Origin of the sequence: Acidimangrovimonas sediminis (assembly GCF_002871005.1) — a bacterium.
GTDB lineage: Bacteria > Pseudomonadota > Alphaproteobacteria > Rhodobacterales > Rhodobacteraceae > Acidimangrovimonas > Acidimangrovimonas sediminis.
In genome coordinates this window covers 49,286-69,105 of the sequence record NZ_PHSN01000005.1, presented here as the reverse complement: position 1 = coordinate 69,105, position 19,820 = coordinate 49,286, and the positions used below count along the sequence as shown (strand labels likewise).

At 67.8% G+C, this 19,820-nt stretch carries 18 protein-coding genes; 5 read left to right on the top strand and 13 right to left on the bottom strand.

Annotated elements, in window-relative coordinates; translation table 11 throughout:
* Positions 1–7: 7 nt before the first annotated feature.
* The 5 genes from CVV76_RS04725 to ehuB form a co-directional block, all read right to left on the bottom strand.
* On the bottom strand, positions 8–502 hold the full coding sequence (locus CVV76_RS04725; RefSeq protein ID WP_102223492.1) for an Lrp/AsnC family transcriptional regulator: 495 nt from the start codon (positions 500–502) through the stop codon (positions 8–10).
* An 18-nt stretch (positions 503–520) separates the two neighbouring features.
* Entirely contained in the window at positions 521–1,297 is a 777-nt protein-coding gene (gene ehuA / locus CVV76_RS04720; RefSeq protein ID WP_102223491.1) for an ectoine/hydroxyectoine ABC transporter ATP-binding protein EhuA, read from the bottom strand.
* On the bottom strand, positions 1,294–1,989 hold the full coding sequence (gene ehuD, locus CVV76_RS04715; RefSeq protein WP_102223779.1) for an ectoine/hydroxyectoine ABC transporter permease subunit EhuD: 696 nt from the start codon (positions 1,987–1,989) through the stop codon (positions 1,294–1,296). The genes ehuA and ehuD overlap by 4 nt, the downstream gene beginning before the upstream one ends.
* A 4-nt stretch (positions 1,990–1,993) precedes the next feature.
* Positions 1,994–2,668: an ectoine/hydroxyectoine ABC transporter permease subunit EhuC gene (gene ehuC / locus CVV76_RS04710; RefSeq protein WP_102223490.1), complete on the bottom strand. Its 675-nt coding sequence runs from the start codon at positions 2,666–2,668 to the stop codon at positions 1,994–1,996.
* Between the two features lie 109 nt (positions 2,669–2,777).
* Entirely contained in the window at positions 2,778–3,635 is an 858-nt protein-coding gene (ehuB, locus tag CVV76_RS04705; protein ID WP_102223489.1) for an ectoine/hydroxyectoine ABC transporter substrate-binding protein EhuB, read from the bottom strand.
* A gap of 169 nt (positions 3,636–3,804) precedes the next feature.
* On the opposite strand from ehuB, the gene CVV76_RS04700 reads away from it, so the two are divergent.
* Positions 3,805–4,986 carry a M24 family metallopeptidase gene (locus CVV76_RS04700; RefSeq protein ID WP_102223488.1) on the top strand — a complete coding sequence of 394 codons (1,182 nt, stop codon included), beginning with the start codon at positions 3,805–3,807 and terminating at the stop codon, positions 4,984–4,986.
* A gap of 66 nt (positions 4,987–5,052) precedes the next feature.
* Positions 5,053–5,784, top strand: a complete 732-nt coding sequence (locus CVV76_RS04695; RefSeq protein WP_102223487.1) for a GntR family transcriptional regulator — start codon at positions 5,053–5,055, stop codon at positions 5,782–5,784.
* 23 nt (positions 5,785–5,807) lie between these two features.
* Here the strand turns inward: CVV76_RS04695 and CVV76_RS04690 are convergent, their stop codons facing one another.
* From CVV76_RS04690 to CVV76_RS04665, 6 genes are all read right to left on the bottom strand, one after another.
* Positions 5,808–7,190 carry a cytochrome P450 gene (locus CVV76_RS04690; RefSeq protein ID WP_158243095.1) on the bottom strand — a complete coding sequence of 461 codons (1,383 nt, stop codon included), beginning with the start codon at positions 7,188–7,190 and terminating at the stop codon, positions 5,808–5,810.
* A 236-nt stretch (positions 7,191–7,426) separates the two neighbouring features.
* Complete coding sequence (locus CVV76_RS04685; protein ID WP_102223778.1) at positions 7,427–8,440, bottom strand: ABC transporter substrate-binding protein; 1,014 nt, start codon at positions 8,438–8,440, stop codon at positions 7,427–7,429.
* A gap of 60 nt (positions 8,441–8,500) precedes the next feature.
* Positions 8,501–9,286, bottom strand: coding sequence for an ABC transporter permease (locus CVV76_RS04680; protein WP_102223485.1), 786 nt, complete (start codon positions 9,284–9,286; stop codon positions 8,501–8,503).
* Positions 9,283–10,179 carry an ABC transporter ATP-binding protein gene (locus CVV76_RS04675; RefSeq protein WP_102223484.1) on the bottom strand — a complete coding sequence of 299 codons (897 nt, stop codon included), beginning with the start codon at positions 10,177–10,179 and terminating at the stop codon, positions 9,283–9,285. The genes CVV76_RS04680 and CVV76_RS04675 overlap by 4 nt, the downstream gene beginning before the upstream one ends.
* Positions 10,180–10,434: 255 nt before the next feature.
* The gene (locus CVV76_RS04670; RefSeq protein WP_102223483.1) at positions 10,435–12,738 is read right to left on the bottom strand and encodes a xanthine dehydrogenase family protein molybdopterin-binding subunit; all 2,304 of its coding nucleotides are present in this window, start codon (positions 12,736–12,738) and stop codon (positions 10,435–10,437) included.
* A 3-nt stretch (positions 12,739–12,741) separates the two neighbouring features.
* On the bottom strand, positions 12,742–13,200 hold the full coding sequence (locus tag CVV76_RS04665; protein ID WP_102223482.1) for a (2Fe-2S)-binding protein: 459 nt from the start codon (positions 13,198–13,200) through the stop codon (positions 12,742–12,744).
* 421 nt (positions 13,201–13,621) lie between these two features.
* Between CVV76_RS04665 and CVV76_RS04660 the strand changes: the two genes are divergently transcribed.
* Complete coding sequence (locus tag CVV76_RS04660) at positions 13,622–14,524, top strand: DMT family transporter (protein WP_102223481.1); 903 nt, start codon at positions 13,622–13,624, stop codon at positions 14,522–14,524.
* Positions 14,525–14,598: 74 nt separating this feature from the next.
* On the opposite strand, the gene CVV76_RS04655 is transcribed toward CVV76_RS04660, so the two are convergent.
* Complete coding sequence (locus CVV76_RS04655; protein WP_102223480.1) at positions 14,599–15,318, bottom strand: DUF1223 domain-containing protein; 720 nt, start codon at positions 15,316–15,318, stop codon at positions 14,599–14,601.
* Positions 15,319–15,581: 263 nt separating this feature from the next.
* Between CVV76_RS04655 and acnA the strand changes: the two genes are divergently transcribed.
* Together acnA and CVV76_RS04645 are read left to right on the top strand one after the other, a co-directional pair.
* Positions 15,582–18,338 (top strand): aconitate hydratase AcnA, encoded by a 2,757-nt coding sequence (acnA, locus tag CVV76_RS04650; RefSeq protein WP_102223479.1) that lies wholly within the window; start codon positions 15,582–15,584, stop codon positions 18,336–18,338.
* A gap of 103 nt (positions 18,339–18,441) precedes the next feature.
* A complete protein-coding gene (locus CVV76_RS04645; RefSeq protein ID WP_102223478.1) occupies positions 18,442–18,894 on the top strand; it encodes an NUDIX hydrolase in 453 nt (150 codons plus the stop codon).
* A gap of 134 nt (positions 18,895–19,028) precedes the next feature.
* On the opposite strand, the gene CVV76_RS04640 is transcribed toward CVV76_RS04645, so the two are convergent.
* Entirely contained in the window at positions 19,029–19,817 is a 789-nt protein-coding gene (locus tag CVV76_RS04640; protein ID WP_102223477.1) for an FAD binding domain-containing protein, read from the bottom strand.
* Positions 19,818–19,820: the final 3 nt, after the last annotated feature.

The window sequence follows — 19,820 nt, the reverse complement described above, 5'->3', positions numbered from 1 at the left end:
CACGCGATCAGGCAGAGGGATCGTCGGACAGCCCAGCGATCAGGTCGAGCGGCGGCATGGCGGGGCCCTTCACCGGCTTCGTCACGATGTAGGTGTAATAGCGCGCAAGCCCGATCCGGGCCTCGAGCAGATCGTCGACAAGGCGCTGGTAGGCGTCGATGTCGCGCGCGACGATCTGCAGGAAATAGTCGTAGCCGCCCCCCAGCGCCCAGCACGCCACGATCTCGGGGCGGCGGCGCACCTCGTCCTCGAAGACACGGAAGCGGGCGGCGGTGTGATCGGCCAGCTCGGCAGCAAGGAAGACGGTGACATGCGGGCCGAGGCGCTTCAGCGCGATCTCGGCGCGGTACCCTTCGATGATGCCGGCGCTTTCCAGCTTCTTCAGCCGTTCCCAGCAGGGCGTCGGCGACAGGCCCACACGGTCGGCCAGCGCGGCCTTGGTGATGCGCCCCTCGGCCGAGAGGACCCGCAGGATCTCGATGTCGCGCCGATCGAGGCGCACCTCAGGCCACCGCCGCCATCAGTCGCCTTCGAGCACGGCGTGAAGGAACTGCTTGGTGCGCTCTTCCTTCGGGTTGCCGAAGATCTCTTCCGGGGTGCCGGATTCGCAGATCTTTCCGCCGTCGAAAAAACACACGCGATCAGAGATTTCGCGCGCGAACCTCATCTCGTGCGTCACCATCAGCATGGTCAGGTCGTGCTCCTCGGACAGGCCGCGTATGACGTTGAGTACCTCGCCCACCAGCTCCGGGTCCAGTGCCGATGTAGGCTCGTCGAAAAGCATGACCTTGGGGCGCATGGCCAGCGCGCGGGCGATGCCCACCCGCTGCTGCTGCCCGCCCGAGAGCTGGTTGGGAAACTTGTGCGCATGTTCGGTCAGCCCCACCAGCTCCAGCAGTTCCTCGGCCCGATCCTTCGCCTCGGCCTTCGACAGGCCCAGCACGACCCGAGGCGCCTCGGTCAGGTTGCGCAGAACGGTCATGTGCGGGAACAGGTTGAACGACTGGAACACCATCCCCAACTGCGTGCGCATCTGGCGCAGATGGCCCTCGGAGGCGGGCACCAGCTTGCCGCCCTTCTCCTCGTGCCACAGGGGATCGCCGCCGACATAGACAGCGCCGCCGGTGATGTCTTCCAGCGTCATCAGGATGCGCAGCACGGTCGACTTGCCGGATCCCGAGGGTCCGATGATCGTGACCTTCTCGCCGCGGGCGACCTCGAAATCGAGATCCTTGAGCACGTTGAACGTGCCGAAGCTCTTCTCGACCTTGTCGAAACGGATCATGGGTTCGCTCATCTCAGCGCTATCCCCCTCTTGGGAAGTTTCCGGTCGGCGAAGCGCACCAGCGCCGAGGCGAAGATCGTCAGGATCATGTAGAGACCGCCGACCATGGTCAGCGGGATCATGTAGTTGAAGGTCTGGTCGCCGATGATCTTGGCGACGTTCAGCATCTCCAGCACGGTGACGACGGAAAGGACGGGCACGTCCTTCATGATCGACACAAGGTAATTGCCCATCGCCGGCACCACCCGCGGCACCGCCTGCGGCAGCACGACATGGGTGAAGGTGCGCCGCGCCGGCAGGTCGAGGGCGCGCGCCGCCTCGTGCTGGCCATGCGGCACGGCCTCGAGTCCGGCGCGGTAGACCTCGGCGGTGTAGGCGGAATACTGGATCCCCAGCGCCAGCGCCCCGGTCAGGAAAGCGGGCAGGACGATGCCGTAATCCGGCAGCACGTAATAGAGAAAGAAGAGCTGCACCAGAAGCGGCGTATCGCGGATGAACTCCGCCACCGCCAGCGCGGGCCAGCGGATCAGGCGCGACGGCGCGGCCTTGAGGACCGAGAGGATCAGCCCGATGATCAGGGCCACGAAAAAGCCCAGGATCGAGGCCTCGATCGTCACCCACATGCCGATCAGCAGCATCGGCAGGATCGAGGCGGCAAAGGCAAGGTCGCCGTGCGCGGTATCCCAGTGAAGTCCGAACAGCATCAGGTCACCTCCGGGCGCCGCGCCAGCGGCCGACATTGCGTTCCAGAAGGCGCATCAGCACCGACAGCACCAGCGCCATGCCGAAATACATGAAGAGGACGATCGTGTAGACGGTCGTCGAATCCTGATAGTAGTTCCGCAACTGCTCGGCCTTGAAGGCCAGATCGCCCAGGCTGATCAGCGAGGCAAGCGCGGTATCCTTGAGGTTCTGCACCGCAAGGTTGGAAAAGCTCGGCATCATCTCGGGGATGGCCTGGGGCAGCGCCACGCGCCAGAGCGTCTGGCGCGGGGTGAAGTTCATCGCCTTCGCGGCTTCGTACTGTGCCTTGCTGACCGACTGGATCGCGCCGCGCACCACCTCGGCCCCGTAGGCCCCGATGTTGAGCGACAGCGCCAGCACCCCGGCGGTGACGGGCGGCAGGCGCAGGTTCACGCCGATCGCATCCCCCGCGACCGGCAGCGCGAAATAGAGCCAGAAGAGCTGCACCAGCAGCGAGGTGCCGCGGAACACCTCGACATAGGTGACCGACAGCCAGCGCACCGGCCGGATCGGCGACAGCTTTCCGATACCGCCCGCGAAGGACAGGATCGCGCCGAGGATCGTGGACCAGAACGTCAGCTGGACCGTGACCCAGGCACCTTGCGACAGAGGGACGAGGTAATCCGTCCAGGAAACCAAGCGGTATCCTCCTCGAATGTGTCGGGTTCAGGGTTCGGATGGCGGAGGGCGGGGACGCGATGCCGCGCCCCCGCCCCGGCCCGTTTTCACTTCATCCGGCCGCGGCCGGTCACTTGCAGAGGTCGGCCGTGGTCTTCTTGCCCGAGCCCATGATGTCGGCATCGGTGAAGCCATAGTCCGAAAGGATCTTCTTCCACTTGTCGGTCTTCTTGAATGCGTCCAGCTCCTTGTCGAACGCGTCACGGAAGTCCTTGGAATCCTTGTTGAAGGTAAAGCCACCCCAGCTACGCTGCTCCTTGCCCTCGATCACCGGGTCCTTGAAGCCGCCGGCGACCTGGACCTTCGGGCTCTTCTTCGCGAGCTCGCTGGCCGTGAGGCCGGTTGCGGCATAGGCGTCGGCCCGGCCGGTCGACACGGTCGAGATCGCGTCGGCGTTCGAGGCGATGGTGACGATGTTGCCCTGCGGCACGCCCAGCTTCTGCAGCATCTGCAGCTGGTCGGCACCGGCCATCACGGCAACCTTGGCGCCGTCCTTCTTGAAGTCGCTGTAGGCGTGCAGGCCCTTCGGGTCACCCTTCTTCACCAGAAGCCCCTCGCCGTAGGAGGTGTTCGGATCCGAATAGATCACCTTCTGGCACCGCTCGGGGCGGATCGCCATCTCGGCCGCGGTCATGTCGAAGCGGTTGGCCTGAAGTCCCGGGATCAGCGACGAGAAGTTTGTCACCACCCATTGGATCTGGTCGGGCTTGATGCCCATCTTGCCCAGCACCGCCTTGGCCACGTCCGGACCCGCGCCCTTGGCCGCCCCCGACGGGTCGACGAAACCGTAGGGGATCTCGTTCGCGACGGCCACGCGGATGTAGCCGCGGTCCTTCACCTCTTTCAGCGTCACGGCGCCCGCGGCGCCTGCACCCACAAGCCCGAGCGCGACCGCGCCGGCGACACCTTTCAGAAAAGTGCGTCTCATGTTCGTTCTCCCTCCTGTGGTTTATTCCGAGTCACTGGGGCGTAGATGTGCACATTGAGCAGGAATTTGCAAACTTCTGACCATATTTCCGGAATATTATGCAGATTTTGCAGGGTTATCATCGGTCTTCATGTGCACAATGGTGCAATACCCCGCAGCAGGAGACGACATGAGCGCCCGCACCCCGTTTTCCCAGGCCGAATACCAGCGCCGCCTCGCCAAGGTCCGCGCGTCGATGGAAGAGGCCGGGATAGACCTATTGTTCGTCGAGGATCCGTCGAACATGGGCTGGCTGACCGGCTATGACGGCTGGTCGTTCTACGTGCACCAGGGCGTCCTGGTGTTTCCCGACCGCGACCCGGTCTGGTGGGGCCGCCGGCAGGATGCGAACGGCGCCTATCGCACGGTCTGGATGGGCCGCGACGACGTGCGCTTCTATGCCGATTTCTACGTGCAATCGACGGTCTGCCACCCGATGCAGGACCTCGCCGAACTGATCGCCGAACTGGGCGGCGAACGGGCCCGGATCGGGCTTGAGCTGGAGAATTACTACTTTTCCGCCAAGGCCTATCTGACGCTGGTCGAGTCCCTTCCGGGGGCCGAGATGATCGACGCGACCGCACTGGTGAACCGTGCCCGCGGCGTCAAGAGCGCCGAGGAGATCACCTTCATGCGCAAGGCCGCGCGGATCTCGGAACGTATCGTCGACGGGCTGGTCGCGCGCGCCCGCCCGGGCCTGGCAAAGAACGAACTGGTCGCCGCGGCCTATACCGACGCGCTGGTCGGGGCCGATGGCGAATGGGGCGACTACCCGGCGATCGTGCCGCTCTTGCCCTCGGGGACGGATGCCGCCGCGCCGCACCTGACGTGGGACGGGCGCCCCCTGCCCGACCAGGCCGCCACCTTCTTCGAGATCTCGGGCTGTTATCGCCGCTATCACGCGCCGCTGTGCCGCACCGTCTATCTCGGCCAGCCGCCCGATGACCTGAAACGCGCCGAAGCCGCGCTGGTCGAGGGGCTGGAGGCCGGGCTGGACGCCGCGCGCGCCGGCAACCGCGCCTGCGACATCGCCGCGGCGCTGGCCCGGCCTCTGGCGCGGGCGGGCATCGACCGCGCCGCGCGCTGCGGTTACCCGGTCGGCATCAGCTATCCGCCGGACTGGGGCGAACGGACGATCTCGCTCCGGGCCGAGGACACGACGGAACTGGAGCCGGGCATGACCTTTCACTTCATGCCGGGGTTGTGGATGGACGATTGGGGCCTCGAGATCACCGAAACCATCCTGATCCGCGAAGATGGCCCGGCGGAATGCCTCTGCGACAGGCCGCGCAAGATGTTCGTGAAGGATTGACGCGGTCGGGGCGCGAAGATGTACTGGGACATCCCGGGAGCCTCCTCTCCCGCAGATGGGGTTGAGATGCAGCATGCGGCAGTAACCCGTTCGCCCGACGACCCGGCCGCTTCCGTCGCGGCCGCGACCACCGCGCGCGAACGTTTCGAACGACTCTACGTCGCGTTGCGCGACCGGATCTGCCTGCTCGACTACCCGCCCGGCACCCGGCTGGGCGAAGAGATCCTGGCGGCCGAGTTCGGGATCAGCCGCACCCCCCTGCGCCGCGTCCTCGCCCGACTGGAGAGCGAGGGGCTGCTGGTCTCGATCCAGGGCGTGGGCACCATGGTGACCGATGTCTCGGTCGAGGAACTGATGCAGGTCTACCAGCTGAGGATGGAGCTGGCCGGGATGATCGGCCGGCTCTCGCCCGCGACATCGGACGCCGCGATGATCGCGGCGTTCGAGACGCTGGAGGCGCGGGCAAGGGCGCTGGCCGAGGCCCCCGAGTCCCGCGAATTCGCCCGCATCAACCAGGATTTCTTTCACGCCTGCATGCGCTGCACCGAAAGTGTGCCGCTGCGCGAGATGTCCGAACGGCTGTTCTACCAGACCGCGCGGATCTGGCTGAAAACGATGTCGCAGCTCGACCTCGCGCAGGAGGCGGCGACGCTGGCAAGCGAGATCGCCGCGATCGGCGACGCAGTGAAGATTGGCGACATGGCGGCGGCCGGGCTGATCCGCCGCGCCCATATCTCGATGAGCGTCCTGCGCCTGCGCCGGGCCGAGCAGCAGCTTGGCGCCCCGCCTGCTGGCTGAGCACCATCGGACGTCGGCCCGCCCTAGTGCAGCAGCGTCACGTTCAACCGCATCCCGCCCCGGGGCCAGAGCGTGACACGGCCCAGCGGCTCCGGCGGGGGGCCTCCGGGCCAGTCGAACCGCGCCCCGCGCAGCAGCGTGGCAAGCATCGCGCAGCCCTCGATCCGCGCGAAGGTGGCACCGATGCAGATCCGCGGCCCGAAGCCGAAGGGCAGGTATTGTGTCCGCCGGATCGCGCCGCGGGCGGCGGGGGCGAAACGTTCGGGGCGGAACTTTTCCGGCTCGGGCCAGAGCGCGCGGTGCCGATGGATCGCCCAGATCGGGATGAAGATCACTTCGCCCGCATCGATGCGGACGCCACCCAGGTCGCAGGCCTCGACCGCCTGCCGGGTCAGTACCGGCGCCGGCGCGTAAAGCCGCATCGCCTCTTCAAAGATCTGTCGGGTCAGCGTCAACCGCTCCACATGCTCCGGTCCGATCGGCGCGTTGCCCGCCACCGCGAAGGCCTCGTCACGCAGGCGTTCCTGCCAGCGCGGTTCCCGTGACAGCAGGTAAAGGGTCCAGATCAGCGCCTTGCCGGTGGTTTCGTGCCCGGCGTTGAGAAAGGTCAGCAGGTTGTTCACCAGCCGCTCGCGCGAGATCGGGCCGCGCCCCGGTTCCTCGGCCTCAAGCAGCCTGCCCATCAGATGGTTGCCATGACGGTCGGGCCCCGCCCCCCAGCGATCGACCAGCCGCTCCACTGCGGCGCGCATCCGCCGCGCGGCGCGGCTCAGCCGGGCGCGGCCCGGGTGCCAGCCCCAGCCCGGCAGCCCCGAGAGCGCCGCCGCGATCTCCCAGCTGGTCGCGTTGAGGTATTCGTCGACCGCGGTCTGGATATCCCCCGCCTCCGGCATCGCCGCTCCGCCGAAGAGGGTGTGCGAAATCGCCTCGTAGGTCGCGCCCGTCAGGTCGCGGTCGATGCGCCGCGGGCCGCGCGCGCCCTCGGCCTGCCAGCGTGCCAGCAGGTTGCGCGCCGCGCGGGCCATGTCCGGGGTGCGGCGCAGGATCTCCTCGTGCCGGAACAGGCCCGCGACGGCCTGCCGCTGCCAGCGCCAATCCTCCCCCTGCGAGGTCAGGATCGACTGGCCGAGCGGTTCCGAGAAGACCCGGCTTTCCAGCGGCGGCTTGGGAAAGTTGGCGTGCTCGGCCAGGAAGATCCGCTCGGTCAGCGCGGGATCGGTGACCCAGGCGGTTCTGAGCGCGCCGATCCGGTAGGGAACGATCGGCTCCTCATAGGCCGATTTCGGCAAGCAACGCAGCGGGTTGCGGACGAAATGATACAGGAACAGCGGCCCGGGATAGGGCCGTTCCGGCGGCACGATGGCGGTCCAGTCCCGCCCCGATCCGGCCTCGGTGCTGTCGAGCATGTGCAGAGCGCCCTCCTCCGGGCGCCCTCCCCGACGCCCCGCCCGCGCCGCGGGCCTGCAAGCATCATGCACATAGATGAATGTGTTTTCAAGGTAGAGGCTTGTGTGTGGGGGTCGGCCCATCTGACCCACGCAGCCGCACGGGGCCGGTCCTCCCGACCGCGCGTTCCCTTTGAAAGGAAAAGGGCCCGGCGCGAACCGCCGGGCCCTCCTGTCGTGCAAGCCGAAAGGGCGCGTTACATCCCGGTCGCCTTCTTGGCGAATTCGTTGGTGTAGGTGTCGGTGATGTCGATATTGGCCTTCGCCACCTCCGGATCGCCCTGCGAGAAGACCTTCAGCACCGCCTCTGCGCCCTTCGGATCCATCATCCCGTCGGTCGAATACATCGGGATCGTGTTCTTCAACGCGGCGAGGTAGGTGGCCTTGTCCTTGCCCACCATCTCGGGCGGCATCTTGGCCATGATCTCTTCGGGCTTGTGGCTGTGGATCCACTTCAGCGTGGCGACCATGGCGTTGGTCATCATCTGGGCCTCCTTCTGGTGGCCGTCGATCCAGTTCGCGCGGGCGTAGAAGGCCCCGCCCGGGTAGTTGCCGCCGAAGGTCGCGACGGTGTCCTTCTCGGTCCGGGTGTCGGACAGGAGCTTCAGGTCCTTGTACTTGTCCTGCAAGATCGTGACCGCCGGGTCGAGCATGACCGCCGCGTCGATCCGGCCCTGTTCCATCGCCGCGATGGCGGTGCCGCCAAGGCCCACGCCGATCACCGCCGCCGCGTCGGGCTTCAGCCCGGCCTTACCCAGCTCGTACTTCAGGAAGAAATCGGTCGAGGAGCCCGGGGCGGAAACCCCCACGTTCTTGCCCTTGAGGTCCTTGACCGAGGTGATCTTGCCCGTCTCCTTGGGCGAGACGACCAGCACGAGGCCCGGGAACTTGTCGTAGACGACGAAGGATTTCAGCTTCTGGTGCTTGGCCGCCAGCTCCACCGTGTGGTCGAAATAACCCGACACCACGTCGGCAGACCCGCCGATCACCGCGGTCAGTGCCTGGCTACCGCCCTTGAAGTTCACCATGTCGACGTTCAGCCCGGCCTTCTTGTACATGCCCAGCTGCTTGGCCAGCACGGTCGGCAGGTAACACAGGCAGCCCGCGCCCCCGATCGCCAGCTTGACCGTCGGCGCATCCTCGGCCTGCGCGGTACCGGCCAGCGCCAGCGCGGCGGCGCCCGCCACCATCAGCGTTCTCAATGCCTTCATCTCTGTCTCCTCCATGTGGCCGCCCTCTCCCCGGGGCGGATTGCTGTCTGCGGTCTTGTATCAGCTTTCGGCATGCACCTGCGGGCGCCAGACCAGCAGGCGGCGCTCGATCAGGGTGACGCCGTAGTCGATGGCGATGACGAAGGCGGCAAGGACGAACATCCCCGCGAACACCCCCGCGATGTCGAACATCCCCTCGGCCTGCTGGATCAGGTAACCGAGGCCCGCCGCCGAGCCGAGGTATTCGCCCACCACCGCCCCCACGACGGCAAAGCCGATCGAGGTGTGCAGCGACGAGAACACCCACGACAGCGCGGAGGGCAGGTAGATGTGGCGCAGAAGCTGGCGTTCCGACATGCCCAGCATGCGGCCGTTCGACAGGATCGTGCGGTCGACCTCTCTCACGCCCTGGACCACGTTGAAGAAGACGATGAAGAACACCAGCGTGAACCCCAGCGCCACCTTGGACCAGATCCCCAGCCCGAACCACAGCGTAAAGATCGGCGCCAGCACCACCCGCGGCATGGCGTTCGCGCCCTTCACATAGGGGTCGAACACCGCGCCCAGCTTGGGTTTGCGCGCGAACCAGAAGCCAAGGATGACCGCCGCGATGGCACCGATCAGGAACGACAGGATCGATTCCAGCAACGTGATCCAGAGGTTGTACCAGATCGAGCCCGAGGCGAACCAATCCCAGACCTGCTGCGCCACGTCGACGGGGGTCGAGAAGAAGAAGGCGATGTTCTGCGGGTCGCCGATGATATGGGTGGTCGAGGCCAGCTGCCAGCAGAGGATCAGCACCACGGCGACCAGCACCTGAAGCGTCGTCAGCGTCACGCGGCTCATTGTTCGCCCCCCATGGTCAGGTCCGGGTAGGCCTTGAGCACCTCGGCCTTCAGCATGTGCCAGATGTCGCGATGCAGTGTCTGGAATTCCGGCATCAGCTTGATTTCGGAGATGTCGCGGGGCCGCGCGAGGGTGATCGGGAAATCCCCGATGATCCGCGCCGCCGGCCCCGCCGACATGATGACAACCCGGTCGGCAAGGCTGATCGCCTCTTCCAGGTCATGGGTGACGAACAGCACGGCCTTCTTCATCTCGGACCAGAGCCGCAGCAGCAGGTCGCCCATGATCAGCCGGGTCTGGGCGTCCAGCGGACCGAAGGGTTCGTCCATCAGGATGATCTGCGGGTCGCGGATCAGCACCTGCGCCATGGCGACACGCTTGCGCTGCCCGCCCGAGAGCATGTGGGGATAGCGGTCGGCGAAGGTATGCAGGCCCACGCGGCGCAGCCATTCGCGGGCCTCGGCCCGGGCCTCGCGCCTGGGCGTGCCCGCCGTCTGCAGGCCGATCGCCACGTTCTCCAGCGCCGTCTTCCAGGGCATCAGCGCCTCTTGCTGGAACAGGTAGCCCGCATCGTGGTTCAGCCCCGAGAGCGGCGCGCCGAAGATCGACACCCGCCCCGCCGCGGGCGTGAGCAACCCCGCCGCCGCGTTCAGAAGCGTGGACTTGCCGCAGCCGGTGGGGCCGACGATGGCCACGAACTCGCCCTCGGCGATGGTCAGGTCGGCGTCCTCGACGGCGCGGAACACCGTCTTGCCGGGGGTGCCGAACTCGATGTTCACGCCCTCGAAGCGCACAGCCTCGCGCCGCTTCTTCGGCGCGCTGCCCGGCTGTCCGCCCGGTTGCCTGCCCGGCTCGCCGTCCTTGCCGCCGCCCTTGCCCACAACGGTCAGCATGGTGCCGTCACGGGGCACACGGCCCCTGCCCTCATCTCGCGCATGGCGATCCTCCCTGTCATCGGACGCCTCCCGCGCCCTCCCGCCGCGCCGAGGCGCCGCAGGGTCCCCTCATGTCTGGCGGGAAACAGCGGGGGAGGAAAGGTCTGCGCCGCCCCGAGCCGGCCGATCACGCAACCATGAGGCGAGGCGTCAGGTAACTTTTTCGTGATATTGCCACTCGGCACCGCGGGGATCCCGCACCGACCCAGCGTCTCAGGCGAAATCGACCTCCTTCGAAAAAGGCATCTGCCGCAGCCGCTTGCCCGTGGCGGCAAAGATCGCTGCGGCGAGGGCGGGTGCCGCGGGCGGCACGCAAGGCTCCCCGATGCCATGAACGCGGTCGCCCATTTCCAGCGCCCGGGTGTGGAACACGGGGCACTGATTGATCCTCAGGAACGGGTAGCTGTCAAAGTTCCCCTGCTCGATCGCGCCACCATCGAACGTGATCTCGGCCCCCATCGCGTGGCCCAGCCCCCAGATCGCCCCGCCGGTCATCTGCGCCTCGACATTGCGCGGATCCACGACGACCCCGAGGTTGGCCGCGATGTAGACCCGGCGGAGCGCTATCCCCGCCGCCGTCGCCTCGACATCCACCACCTCGGCCACCGGCACCCCGAAGGAAAGCGTGAAGGCCAGCCCCCGGCCCCAACCCTTGGGCAGATCGGCGCGCCCCCAGGCCGACAGCTCCCCCACCGCCTCCAGCACCCGGCGGCTGGCGTCGTCATCGACCAGCCGCAGACGCTCGGCCAGCGGGTCGGCGCCGGCGGCGTGGATCAGCTCGGCCATTACCCCCTCGTGGAAGAACCCGTTGAGCGAGGCCCCCACCGACCGCCACGAACTGACCGGCGCCATCTCCGGCACGCGATAACCGGTCACGCGCCGCGCGGGAATGGCGAAGGGCTGATCCCACGCGCCGGCAACGATCGCCGTGTCCGGCCCCACCGACGGCAGCCCCAGCCGCCCCATCTGCGACGCAGTGGTCGACGGCGCGGCAATCGCCAGGTCCATCGCCACCACCTTGCCGCGCGCCACCCGGCCGCGCCCCCGCGCCATGCCGAGGGGGCGGCAGAAATCGTGGGTCATGTCCTCTTCGCGCGACCAGGTCATCTTGACCGGAACGCCCGGCACGGCGCGGGCGACCTGCGCCGCCTGGGCGATGAAATCGTCCTCGAGCCGCCGGCCGAAGCTGCCGCCCATCGGCAACACGTGCAGCGTCACCGCCTCCGGCGGGACGCCCGCCGCCTTGGCCGCCGCCGAGGCGGCATAGAGCGGCACCTGGCAGCCGGCCCAGATCGTCAAATGCCCGTCCTTCAGCCAGGCGGTGGCGTTCATCGGCTCCATCGGCGCATGGGCGAGATAGGGCGCGCGGTACTCGGCCGCGATCAATTCGCCCTGCTGAACCGCGCCTTCCTGCCCTCCGCCTTCCTTCCCGCGGGCCTCCCCCGGCACGTCCTGGCGCAGCATGGCGTCGACGTCGCCCACGTCCGTGAACCGGCTGTCGCGGCGATCCGCGGTGAACGAGCCCGCCACCTCGGCGAACATCGCCTCGGTCGTGGCAGGATAGGCGGCAGGCGCCCATGTCACCTCGACCAGGTCAGCGGCCTGGAAGGCGCGCCAGGTGTTGTCGGCGATCACCGCGAAGCCGCCCGGGATCTCGACCACCTTGCGCACGCCCCGCGCCGCCCGTGCCCTGGTCATGTCGATCCGGTCCACCCCGGCGCCGAGCTGCGGCGCTCGTCGGACGGTGGCATAAGCCATCCCCGGCAGCACCATGTCGATGCCGTAAAGCTCCGTCCCGGTGGACCGCGCGACCATGCCCTTGCGCGGCACCTCGCGGCCGATCAGCCGCCAGTCGCCGCGCGGCTTCAGCGGCGGGTCCGCGGGCGGGTCGATCCCCGCCGCCTCGGCGATCAGGGCGGTGTAGGGAATCCGCCCGCCGCCGGGCAGGATCACAGCCGAGGCCCCGGTGCGCAGTGCCTCCAACGGCTGGCCCGAACGGGCTGCCGCCGCCTGCAGCATCACCGCCCGCGCGGCCGCCCCCGCCCGACGCATCTTGTCGAACCCGTCGGGGATCGAGGACGACCCGCCGGTGATCTGCAGCCCGAGGAACTTTGCCAGGACATCGCCGGCCTCGCGCGCAAGTTCGGCCTGGGTCGAGCGGTCGGTGGGGGCGAAGGGCAGCCCCTCGGCCAGCACCGCACCGTTGTAGTAGGTGGCCGAGGGCGGACCATGCGCCACCGCGACCCTGTCCCAGTCGAGATCCATCTCCTCGGCGAGAAGCAGCGCCAGCGCCGATTGCGCCCCCTGCCCCATGGCGGCACGCGGGGCGATCACGGTGATGCCGCCCGGCGCGATCAGCACGTAGGGCGTGAGCGCGGCCTGCCCCGCCTTCAGCCCGGCCTTCAGCGGGTTCGGCCCGGGGGTCAGGTAGCGCCAGATCCCGAACGCCAGCCCCCCGCCGACAAGCGCGGAACCCACGAGGAAGGTGCGGCGGGCAATGCGTCCGGTTCGCGGCATGGTTCACCCCTCCTTCAGCTTCGCGGCCGCGGCATGGATCGCCGCGCGGATCCGCGGATAGGTACCGCAGCGGCAGAGGTTGCCCTGCATCGCATCGTCGATCTCGGAATCCGTCGGGGCGGGCGTGGCGGCCAGCAGCGCCGCCGCCTGCATGATCTGCCCCGACTGGCAATAGCCGCATTGCGCCACCTGATGCGTCACCCAGGCCTGCTGGACCGCATGCAGCGCGCCGGGTGCGCCGAGCCCCTCGATCGTCGTCACCGGCTGGTCGACATCGCCAAGCGCGGTCTGGCAGGACCGCACGGCCTCGCCCCCCAGCCAGACCGTGCAGGCGCCGCATTGCGCGATGCCGCAGCCGTACTTGGTGCCGTGCAGACCGAGGATGTCGCGCAGAACCCACAGGAGCGGCATCCGGTCTTCCGCGTCGACCTCGTGCGTCGTGCCGTTGACGATCAGTCGCATCGCATCCCTCCCTCGTTCAGGGCAGCGTAACGCGGCAGTGCGCCCATGCAAGGCGGGGCGGCCATGCAAGGCGGGGCGGCCATGCAAGGCGGGGCGGCGGCAAGATGGCGGGAAGGATGGGGAAGACAGGGGAGGGCCGAGCGGTGTGTCGCGGTGGAGAGGCAGGATCGGCGCCCGCGCTGCATCCATCAGGGGAGCCCCGCACCCACCGCATCCGCGGGGGTTTCACACCCCCGCACCCCCGTGGGATATTTTCGAGCAGAAAGTGGGAAAGCATCCGCGCCGGCTTGTGGCCGACGATCTGCCCTTGGCATGGCGCGGCGGAAGCCCGATCGCGCGAGAGGAGGCGCCGGAACGGGCGGCTTGCCTTTCGCCGTGCGCGCCCCTAGCGTCCGCCTTTCGCCGCAGGAGAGAGGGATCCATGTCAACCGCAGTCACGACGAAAGGCATCGCCGCGATGCTGCTGGCGGGGCTGCTGTTCACCCTGCTCGACGCGACGGCCAAGCACCTGGTCGGGGCCTACCCGACATGGCAGGTGATCTGGGCGCGCTATACCGGACAATGCGCGGTGGTCGCGCTGGCACTGGCGCCACGGCTGCGGACGGTGCTGCGCACCCGCTATCCCGGCCTGCAGGTGCTGCGCTCAATCGCGCAGCTGGGTGCGACGGGGTTCTTCTTTCTCAGCCTCAGGTACGTCGGGCTGGCCGATGCCACGGCGATCGCGGAGCTGGCGCCGCTGCTGATCACCCTCGGGGCCGCGCTGTTCCTGGGCGAGACGATCGGGCCGCGCCGGATCGCCGGTATCGTCGCCGCCATGATCGGCGCGCTGATCGTGATACGGCCGGGCAGCAGCGTCTTCGCCCCCTCGGCCCTGCTGCCGCTGGCCACCGCCTTCTGCTATGCCGCCTATGTCCTTTTCACCCGCCGGGTCGGACAGTCCGAGAGTGTCTGGACCTCGCTGCTCTATACCGCGCTGCTGGGGGCACTGGTGACCAGCCTGGCCCTGCCTGGGGTCTGGCGTCCGGTGGCGGCGGGAGACCTCTGGGCCTTTGCCGCGCTCGCGGTGCTGGGCTCGGGCGGGCAGTTCTTCCTGATCCGGGCCTTCAGCCTGTCGGAGGCCGGCGCGATCGCACCCTTCGCCTATATCGAGCTCATCTATGCCGCGCTCTGGGGCGCGCTGTTCTTTGCCGAATGGCCGGATGCCGGGACGATCGCGGGCGGGGCGGTGATCGTCGGCGCCGGGATCTACGTCTGGCACCGCGAGGGCGCGGAGGCGCGCCGCGCCAAGCGGGCCGCCGCCGCGCGCGGCGAACAGGGCGGCTGAGTGCGAAACCGGCAAGGCGCGGTTGCGAAGGGCGGCTGCGGCGCGCAGCCCGGGGAAGGACGCCGACCGGCGCCCTACTCGGCGGAGACCCGGGCCGCGGCGTAGATCTCGCCCGGGCCGGGCGCCTGGATCAGGACCGCGCCGGGCTGGTCGCCGGAAAGCTTCACCTCCGCCTCGAACGGTTGCGCCCCGTCCCAGGTGCCGAGCACGTCGAGCGCGGTGACGATGTTGTGGTAATCCATGGTGCGGCCCGCGTTCTCGCCCCGCCGGATCGCGACGCGACGTTCGGGGATGTAGCGGACCAGTTGCACGTCGGCGGGCTTGTCGAAGGGCTTTGCCGCCGTGGCGCGGATCGTCAGGGTCGCGCCCTTGCGCGACAGCGTCAGCGTCGCCGGCGCGGGCTGCGCCCCGGTCTTGTGGATCAGCGTGGCGAGTTCCATCGGCTTGTAGCCGACGACCCGGGTCTCGCCCTCGACGATCATCTGCGGTGTGTAGATCGTGCGGTTGCCCGCGGCACGGGCGTAATTCTTCTGCCGCAGGGTCCAGTCGGCCGAGCCGAACTCGTCCTTCCAGCCGATGTAATCCCAGTAATCGACGTGAAAACCCAGCGCGATCACGCCATCATGCCTGGCGATCTGCCCCAGAAGTTCATCCGCGGGGGGGCACGACGAACAGCCCTGGGAGGTGTAGAGTTCCACCACCACCGTCCGGGCGGGAGCCGCTGCCTGATCGGCGAGCGCGGCCCCGGAAAATGCCAGCCACAGACAGATGGCAGCGCCTGAAATACCGCGCATCAAACCAATCTCTAATATCTCCTCGTGGCCACGGCTTGTAATCAGCCTACGCGCGCGCGACCAATCAAGGTTTTGCGAGCGGCTGTAACTGACGCATTCGTGCATCACCACATCTGGCAGGGGAGGCGCCGTTGCCGGAGGAAATACGCTCTGGCTTTTTCGGCATACAACTGTATACAAAGCCCACGATTCCCTTGCACCCCCTGCCCCCTTGAGGCATGAGGACGCAGGGACAGCCAGCTTTATCCACGTAGGAGGCCGCCATGAGTGTCACCGTCGGACACGACAGCCAGAAAACCCGCCAGACCCTCGAGGCCGGCGGCAGCAGCTACGCCTATTACTCGATCCCGGCCGCCGAGAAGGCGGGCCTGGGCAAGTTCGCCCGCCTGCCCGCCTCGCTGAAGGTGGTGCTCGAGAACATGCTGCGGTTCGAGGACGGCAAGACCGTCTCGGTCGACGACATCAAGGCGTTTTCCGAATGGGCCGACAAGGGCGGCCAGAACCCGCGCGAGATCGCTTACCGCCCGGCCCGCGTGCTGATGCAGGACTTCACCGGCGTGCCCGCCGTGGTCGACCTTGCCGCGATGCGTGACGGCATCATCGGCCTGGGCGGGGACGCGCAGAAGATCAACCCGCTGAACGCGGTCGATCTGGTGATCGACCACTCGGTGATGATCGACGAATTCGGCAACCCGCGCGCGTTCCAGATGAACGTCGACCGCGAGTACGAGCGCAACATCGAACGCTACACCTTCCTCAAGTGGGGTCAGAAGGCGTTCCAGAACTTCCGCGTCGTGCCGCCGGGCACCGGGATCTGCCACCAGGTGAACCTGGAATACCTGGCCCAGGCGACCTGGACCGACACCGACCAGAACGGCGAGATGGTGGCCTATCCCGACACCCTCGTCGGCACCGACAGCCACACCACCATGATCAACGGCCTGGGCGTGCTGGGCTGGGGCGTGGGCGGCATCGAGGCCGAGGCCGCGATGCTGGGTCAGCCGATCTCGATGCTGATCCCGGAAGTCGTGGGCTTCAAGCTTACCGGCACGATGGTCGAAGGCACCACCGGCACCGACCTCGTGCTCAAGGTCGTCGAGATGCTGCGCAAGCACGGCGTGGTCGGCAAGTTCGTGGAATTCTGGGGGGACGGCCTTGACCGCCTGCCGCTGCCGGACCGCGCGACGATCGCCAACATGGCGCCGGAATACGGCGCGACCTGCGGCTTCTTCCCGGTCGACGACGAGACCCTGCGCTACCTGGAAATGTCGGGCCGCGACAAGGACCGCATCGCGCTGGTCGAAGCCTATTCCAAGGCACAGGGCCTGTGGCGCGACGCGGATTACGCGCCGGTCTACTCGTCGACGCTTGAACTTGACATGGGCACGATCGTGCCGGCGATCTCGGGCCCGAAGCGCCCGCAGGATTACCAGCCGCTGACCAACGCCGCGCAAGCCTTCTACAACGTCGTGTGCGACTATCGTGGTGTCGATGCCGATATCGAAGCCAAAGAAATGGCCGCCGAAGGCCCGACCGCGGCCTCGACCAACGGGTCGGACCCGCGCAAGACGGGCGCCGTCTCGGGCGAGGATTACAAGCTGCGTGACGGCTCGGTCGTGATCGCCTCGATCACCTCGTGCACCAACACCTCGAACCCCTACGTGATGATCGGCGCGGGCCTCGTCGCCCGCAAGGCGCGCGAACTGGGTCTGAACCGCAAGCCGTGGGTCAAGACGTCGCTCGCCCCCGGGTCGCAGGTCGTGTCGGAATACCTCGAGGCCGCGGGCCTGCAGGAGGATCTCGACGCCATCGGCTTCAACCTCGTGGGCTACGGCTGCACCACCTGCATCGGCAACTCGGGCCCGCTGCAGCCCGAGATCTCCAAGTCGATCGCCGACAACGACCTCGTCGCGGTATCGGTCCTCTCGGGCAACCGCAACTTCGAGGGTCGGATCAGCCCCGACGTGCGCGCCAACTACCTGGCGTCCCCGCCGCTGGTCGTGGCATACGCGCTGGCCGGCGACATGAACATCGACCTGACGTCGGAGCCGCTGGGCGAAGGCAAGGACGGCAAGCCGGTCTACCTCAAGGACGTCTGGCCGACCCAGAAGGAGATCGCCGATCTCGTCCACAAGACGGTGACGCGCGAGGCCTTCCAGGCGAAATACGCCGACGTGTTCAAGGGCGACGAGAAGTGGCAGGCGGTGGAAACCACCGACAGCGAGACCTACGACTGGCCGGCCTCGTCGACCTACGTGCAGAACCCGCCCTACTTCCAGGGCATGTCGAAGGAGCCGGGCACGATCTCGGACATCGAGGGCGCGCGCGAACTGGCCATCCTCGGCGACATGGTGACGACCGACCACATCTCGCCCGCCGGGTCGTTCAAGGAATCGACCCCGGCCGGGAAATACCTGGTCGAACGTCAGGTCCCGGTGCGGGAGTTCAACTCCTACGGTTCGCGCCGCGGCAACCACGAAGTCATGATGCGCGGCACCTTCGCCAACATCCGCATCAAGAACGAGATGCTGGACGGCGTCGAGGGCGGCTACACCAAGGGCCCGGACGGCGAGCAGACCTCGATCTACGACGCCGCGATGGCCTACCAGGCTGAGGGTACGCCCCTCGTCGTGATCGGCGGCATCGAATACGGTGCGGGCTCGTCGCGTGACTGGGCGGCCAAGGGCACCGCCCTCCTGGGCGTCAAGGCCGTGATCGCCGAAAGCTTCGAGCGTATCCACCGCTCGAACCTCGTCGGCATGGGCGTCATCCCGTTCGAGTTCACCGGCGGCGACAACCGCAAATCGCTGAACCTGACCGGCGACGAGACCTTCTCGATCAGCGGGCTGGCCGAAGGCCTGAAGCCGCTGTCGGAAGTGCCGTGCAAGATCACCTATGCGGACGGCACCGAGAAGACGATCCAGATCAAGTGCCGGATCGATACGGCGATCGAGATCGAATACGTCGAGAACGGCGGCGTGCTGCACTACGTGCTGCGTAACCTCGCCAAGGCGTCGTAAGCGCCAGCGACGGCAGAGACAGAAACGCCCCGGGGGAAACCCCGGGGCGTTTTCCGTTGGCGGGGCTGTTGCGCCCGGTGCGGCCCCTGGCCTAGCAAGGGGCATGACACGCTGGCGCCCCCCACCGCAGATCCGCTTCAAGGCGCTCGGCCTTCACTGGCGCGAGGACCGGCTTCTTGCCGCCGAGGTGCCCGACGACGCGGGCCGCGTGAAAGGCGTGCGCCCGTTGGGCGGCACGGTGCATTTCGGCGAGACCGCCGAGGCCGCCGTGCGACGCGAATTCGCGGAAGAGCTGGGCATCGCGATCGAGGTGCTGGGCCCGCCGGTCTTCCTTGAGAACCTGTATCGGCACGAGGGCGCGCCCGGGCACGAGATCCTCGCACTGTTCGACGTGGCCTTTCCCGAGGGCGCCTTTGACGGGGTGGAGCGCATCGCCTTTCACGAAGACGAGGGCACCCCCTGCCACGCGGGCTGGTACGCGCCCGACAGCCTTGACCAGCCCGGCCGGATCCGGCTGTTCCCGGACGGGCTCAAGGCGCATCTCGCCGCGCGCTGACCGGCGCTCGGACCCCGGGGGGGGGGGTTCGGCAACCGCCCCGCCAACGGAAACGCCCCGAAGGTTTCCCCCCGGAGCGCCACCAGACAAATTCCTTCGAAGGAATTTGCAAAACTCTTCGAAGAGTTTTGTGCCTAACCCGCCGCGGCCACCGCGCGCCCGGTCATCACCTTGACCAGATGTGCGCGATAGGCGGCCGAGCCGTGCAGATCCTCGATCATGTCGCTGTCGTCGACCGTCAGTTCCTTGAGCGCCTCGGGCGTGAAGCTTTTCGACAGTGCTTCCTCGGCCTCGGTCCAGCGGAACACCCCGTCACCCGAGGCCCCCGTCACCGCGACCCGCACACCATCGGAGAACTTCGCGACGAAGACCCCCACGAGGGCGAAGCGCGAGGCCGGCTGTTCGAACTTCTGGTAGTTCGCGGCCTCCGGGATCGGGAAACGCACCTCGGTGATGATCTCGCCCTCCTCCAGCGCCGTGGTGAAGAGCCCGTCGAAGAAGTCGTCCGCCGCGATCTCGCGGTGGTCGGTCACGATGGTCGCGCCCGAGGCAAGCGCCGCCGAGGGGTAGCAGGCCGAGGGGTCGTTATTGGCAAGGCTGCCGCCCACCGTCCCCTTGTTGCGCACCGAGGGGTCGCCGATGTTGCCCGCCAGCGCCGCCAGCCCGGGGTAGGACTTCGCGGCCTCGGCCGCGACCACGGCATGCGGCGTGCCGCCACCGACCGACAGCACCCCGCCCTCGGCCTTCACGAATTTCATCGTGTCGATGCCCTGCAGGCTCACCAGTTTCGCGGGCGCGGCGAGGCGGCTTTTCAGCGTGGGGATCAGGGTCTGCCCGCCCCCCAGCGCCTGCGCCTCGTCGGACTTGAGCGCCGCGACAGCGTCCTCGACCGTTTTCGGCCGTTCGAATTCGAATGCGTACATGGC

Excerpts from the sequence above, each read along its gene's own strand:
- CVV76_RS04665 (WP_102223482.1), bottom strand. The coding sequence starts at position 13,200 with ATGCGACTGATCGTCAACGGCACGACGCACGAGGTCGACGCGGAAGAC.
- ehuA (WP_102223491.1), bottom strand. The coding sequence starts at position 1,297 with ATGAGCGAACCCATGATCCGTTTCGACAAGGTCGAGAAGAGCTTCGGC.
- CVV76_RS04700 (WP_102223488.1), top strand. The coding sequence starts at position 3,805 with ATGAGCGCCCGCACCCCGTTTTCCCAGGCCGAATACCAGCGCCGCCTC.
- ehuD (WP_102223779.1), bottom strand. The coding sequence starts at position 1,989 with ATGCTGTTCGGACTTCACTGGGATACCGCGCACGGCGACCTTGCCTTT.
- CVV76_RS04695 (WP_102223487.1), top strand. The coding sequence starts at position 5,053 with ATGCAGCATGCGGCAGTAACCCGTTCGCCCGACGACCCGGCCGCTTCC.
- CVV76_RS04645 (WP_102223478.1), top strand. The coding sequence starts at position 18,442 with ATGACACGCTGGCGCCCCCCACCGCAGATCCGCTTCAAGGCGCTCGGC.
- CVV76_RS04640 (WP_102223477.1), bottom strand. The coding sequence starts at position 19,817 with ATGTACGCATTCGAATTCGAACGGCCGAAAACGGTCGAGGACGCTGTC.
- CVV76_RS04680 (WP_102223485.1), bottom strand. The coding sequence starts at position 9,286 with ATGAGCCGCGTGACGCTGACGACGCTTCAGGTGCTGGTCGCCGTGGTG.
- CVV76_RS04690 (WP_158243095.1), bottom strand. The coding sequence starts at position 7,190 with ATGCTCGACAGCACCGAGGCCGGATCGGGGCGGGACTGGACCGCCATC.
- CVV76_RS04685 (WP_102223778.1), bottom strand. The coding sequence starts at position 8,440 with ATGAAGGCATTGAGAACGCTGATGGTGGCGGGCGCCGCCGCGCTGGCG.
- CVV76_RS04660 (WP_102223481.1), top strand. The coding sequence starts at position 13,622 with ATGTCAACCGCAGTCACGACGAAAGGCATCGCCGCGATGCTGCTGGCG.
- acnA (WP_102223479.1), top strand. The coding sequence starts at position 15,582 with ATGAGTGTCACCGTCGGACACGACAGCCAGAAAACCCGCCAGACCCTC.
- CVV76_RS04670 (WP_102223483.1), bottom strand. The coding sequence starts at position 12,738 with ATGCCGCGAACCGGACGCATTGCCCGCCGCACCTTCCTCGTGGGTTCC.
- ehuB (WP_102223489.1), bottom strand. The coding sequence starts at position 3,635 with ATGAGACGCACTTTTCTGAAAGGTGTCGCCGGCGCGGTCGCGCTCGGG.
- CVV76_RS04655 (WP_102223480.1), bottom strand. The coding sequence starts at position 15,318 with ATGCGCGGTATTTCAGGCGCTGCCATCTGTCTGTGGCTGGCATTTTCC.
- CVV76_RS04675 (WP_102223484.1), bottom strand. The coding sequence starts at position 10,179 with ATGCTGACCGTTGTGGGCAAGGGCGGCGGCAAGGACGGCGAGCCGGGC.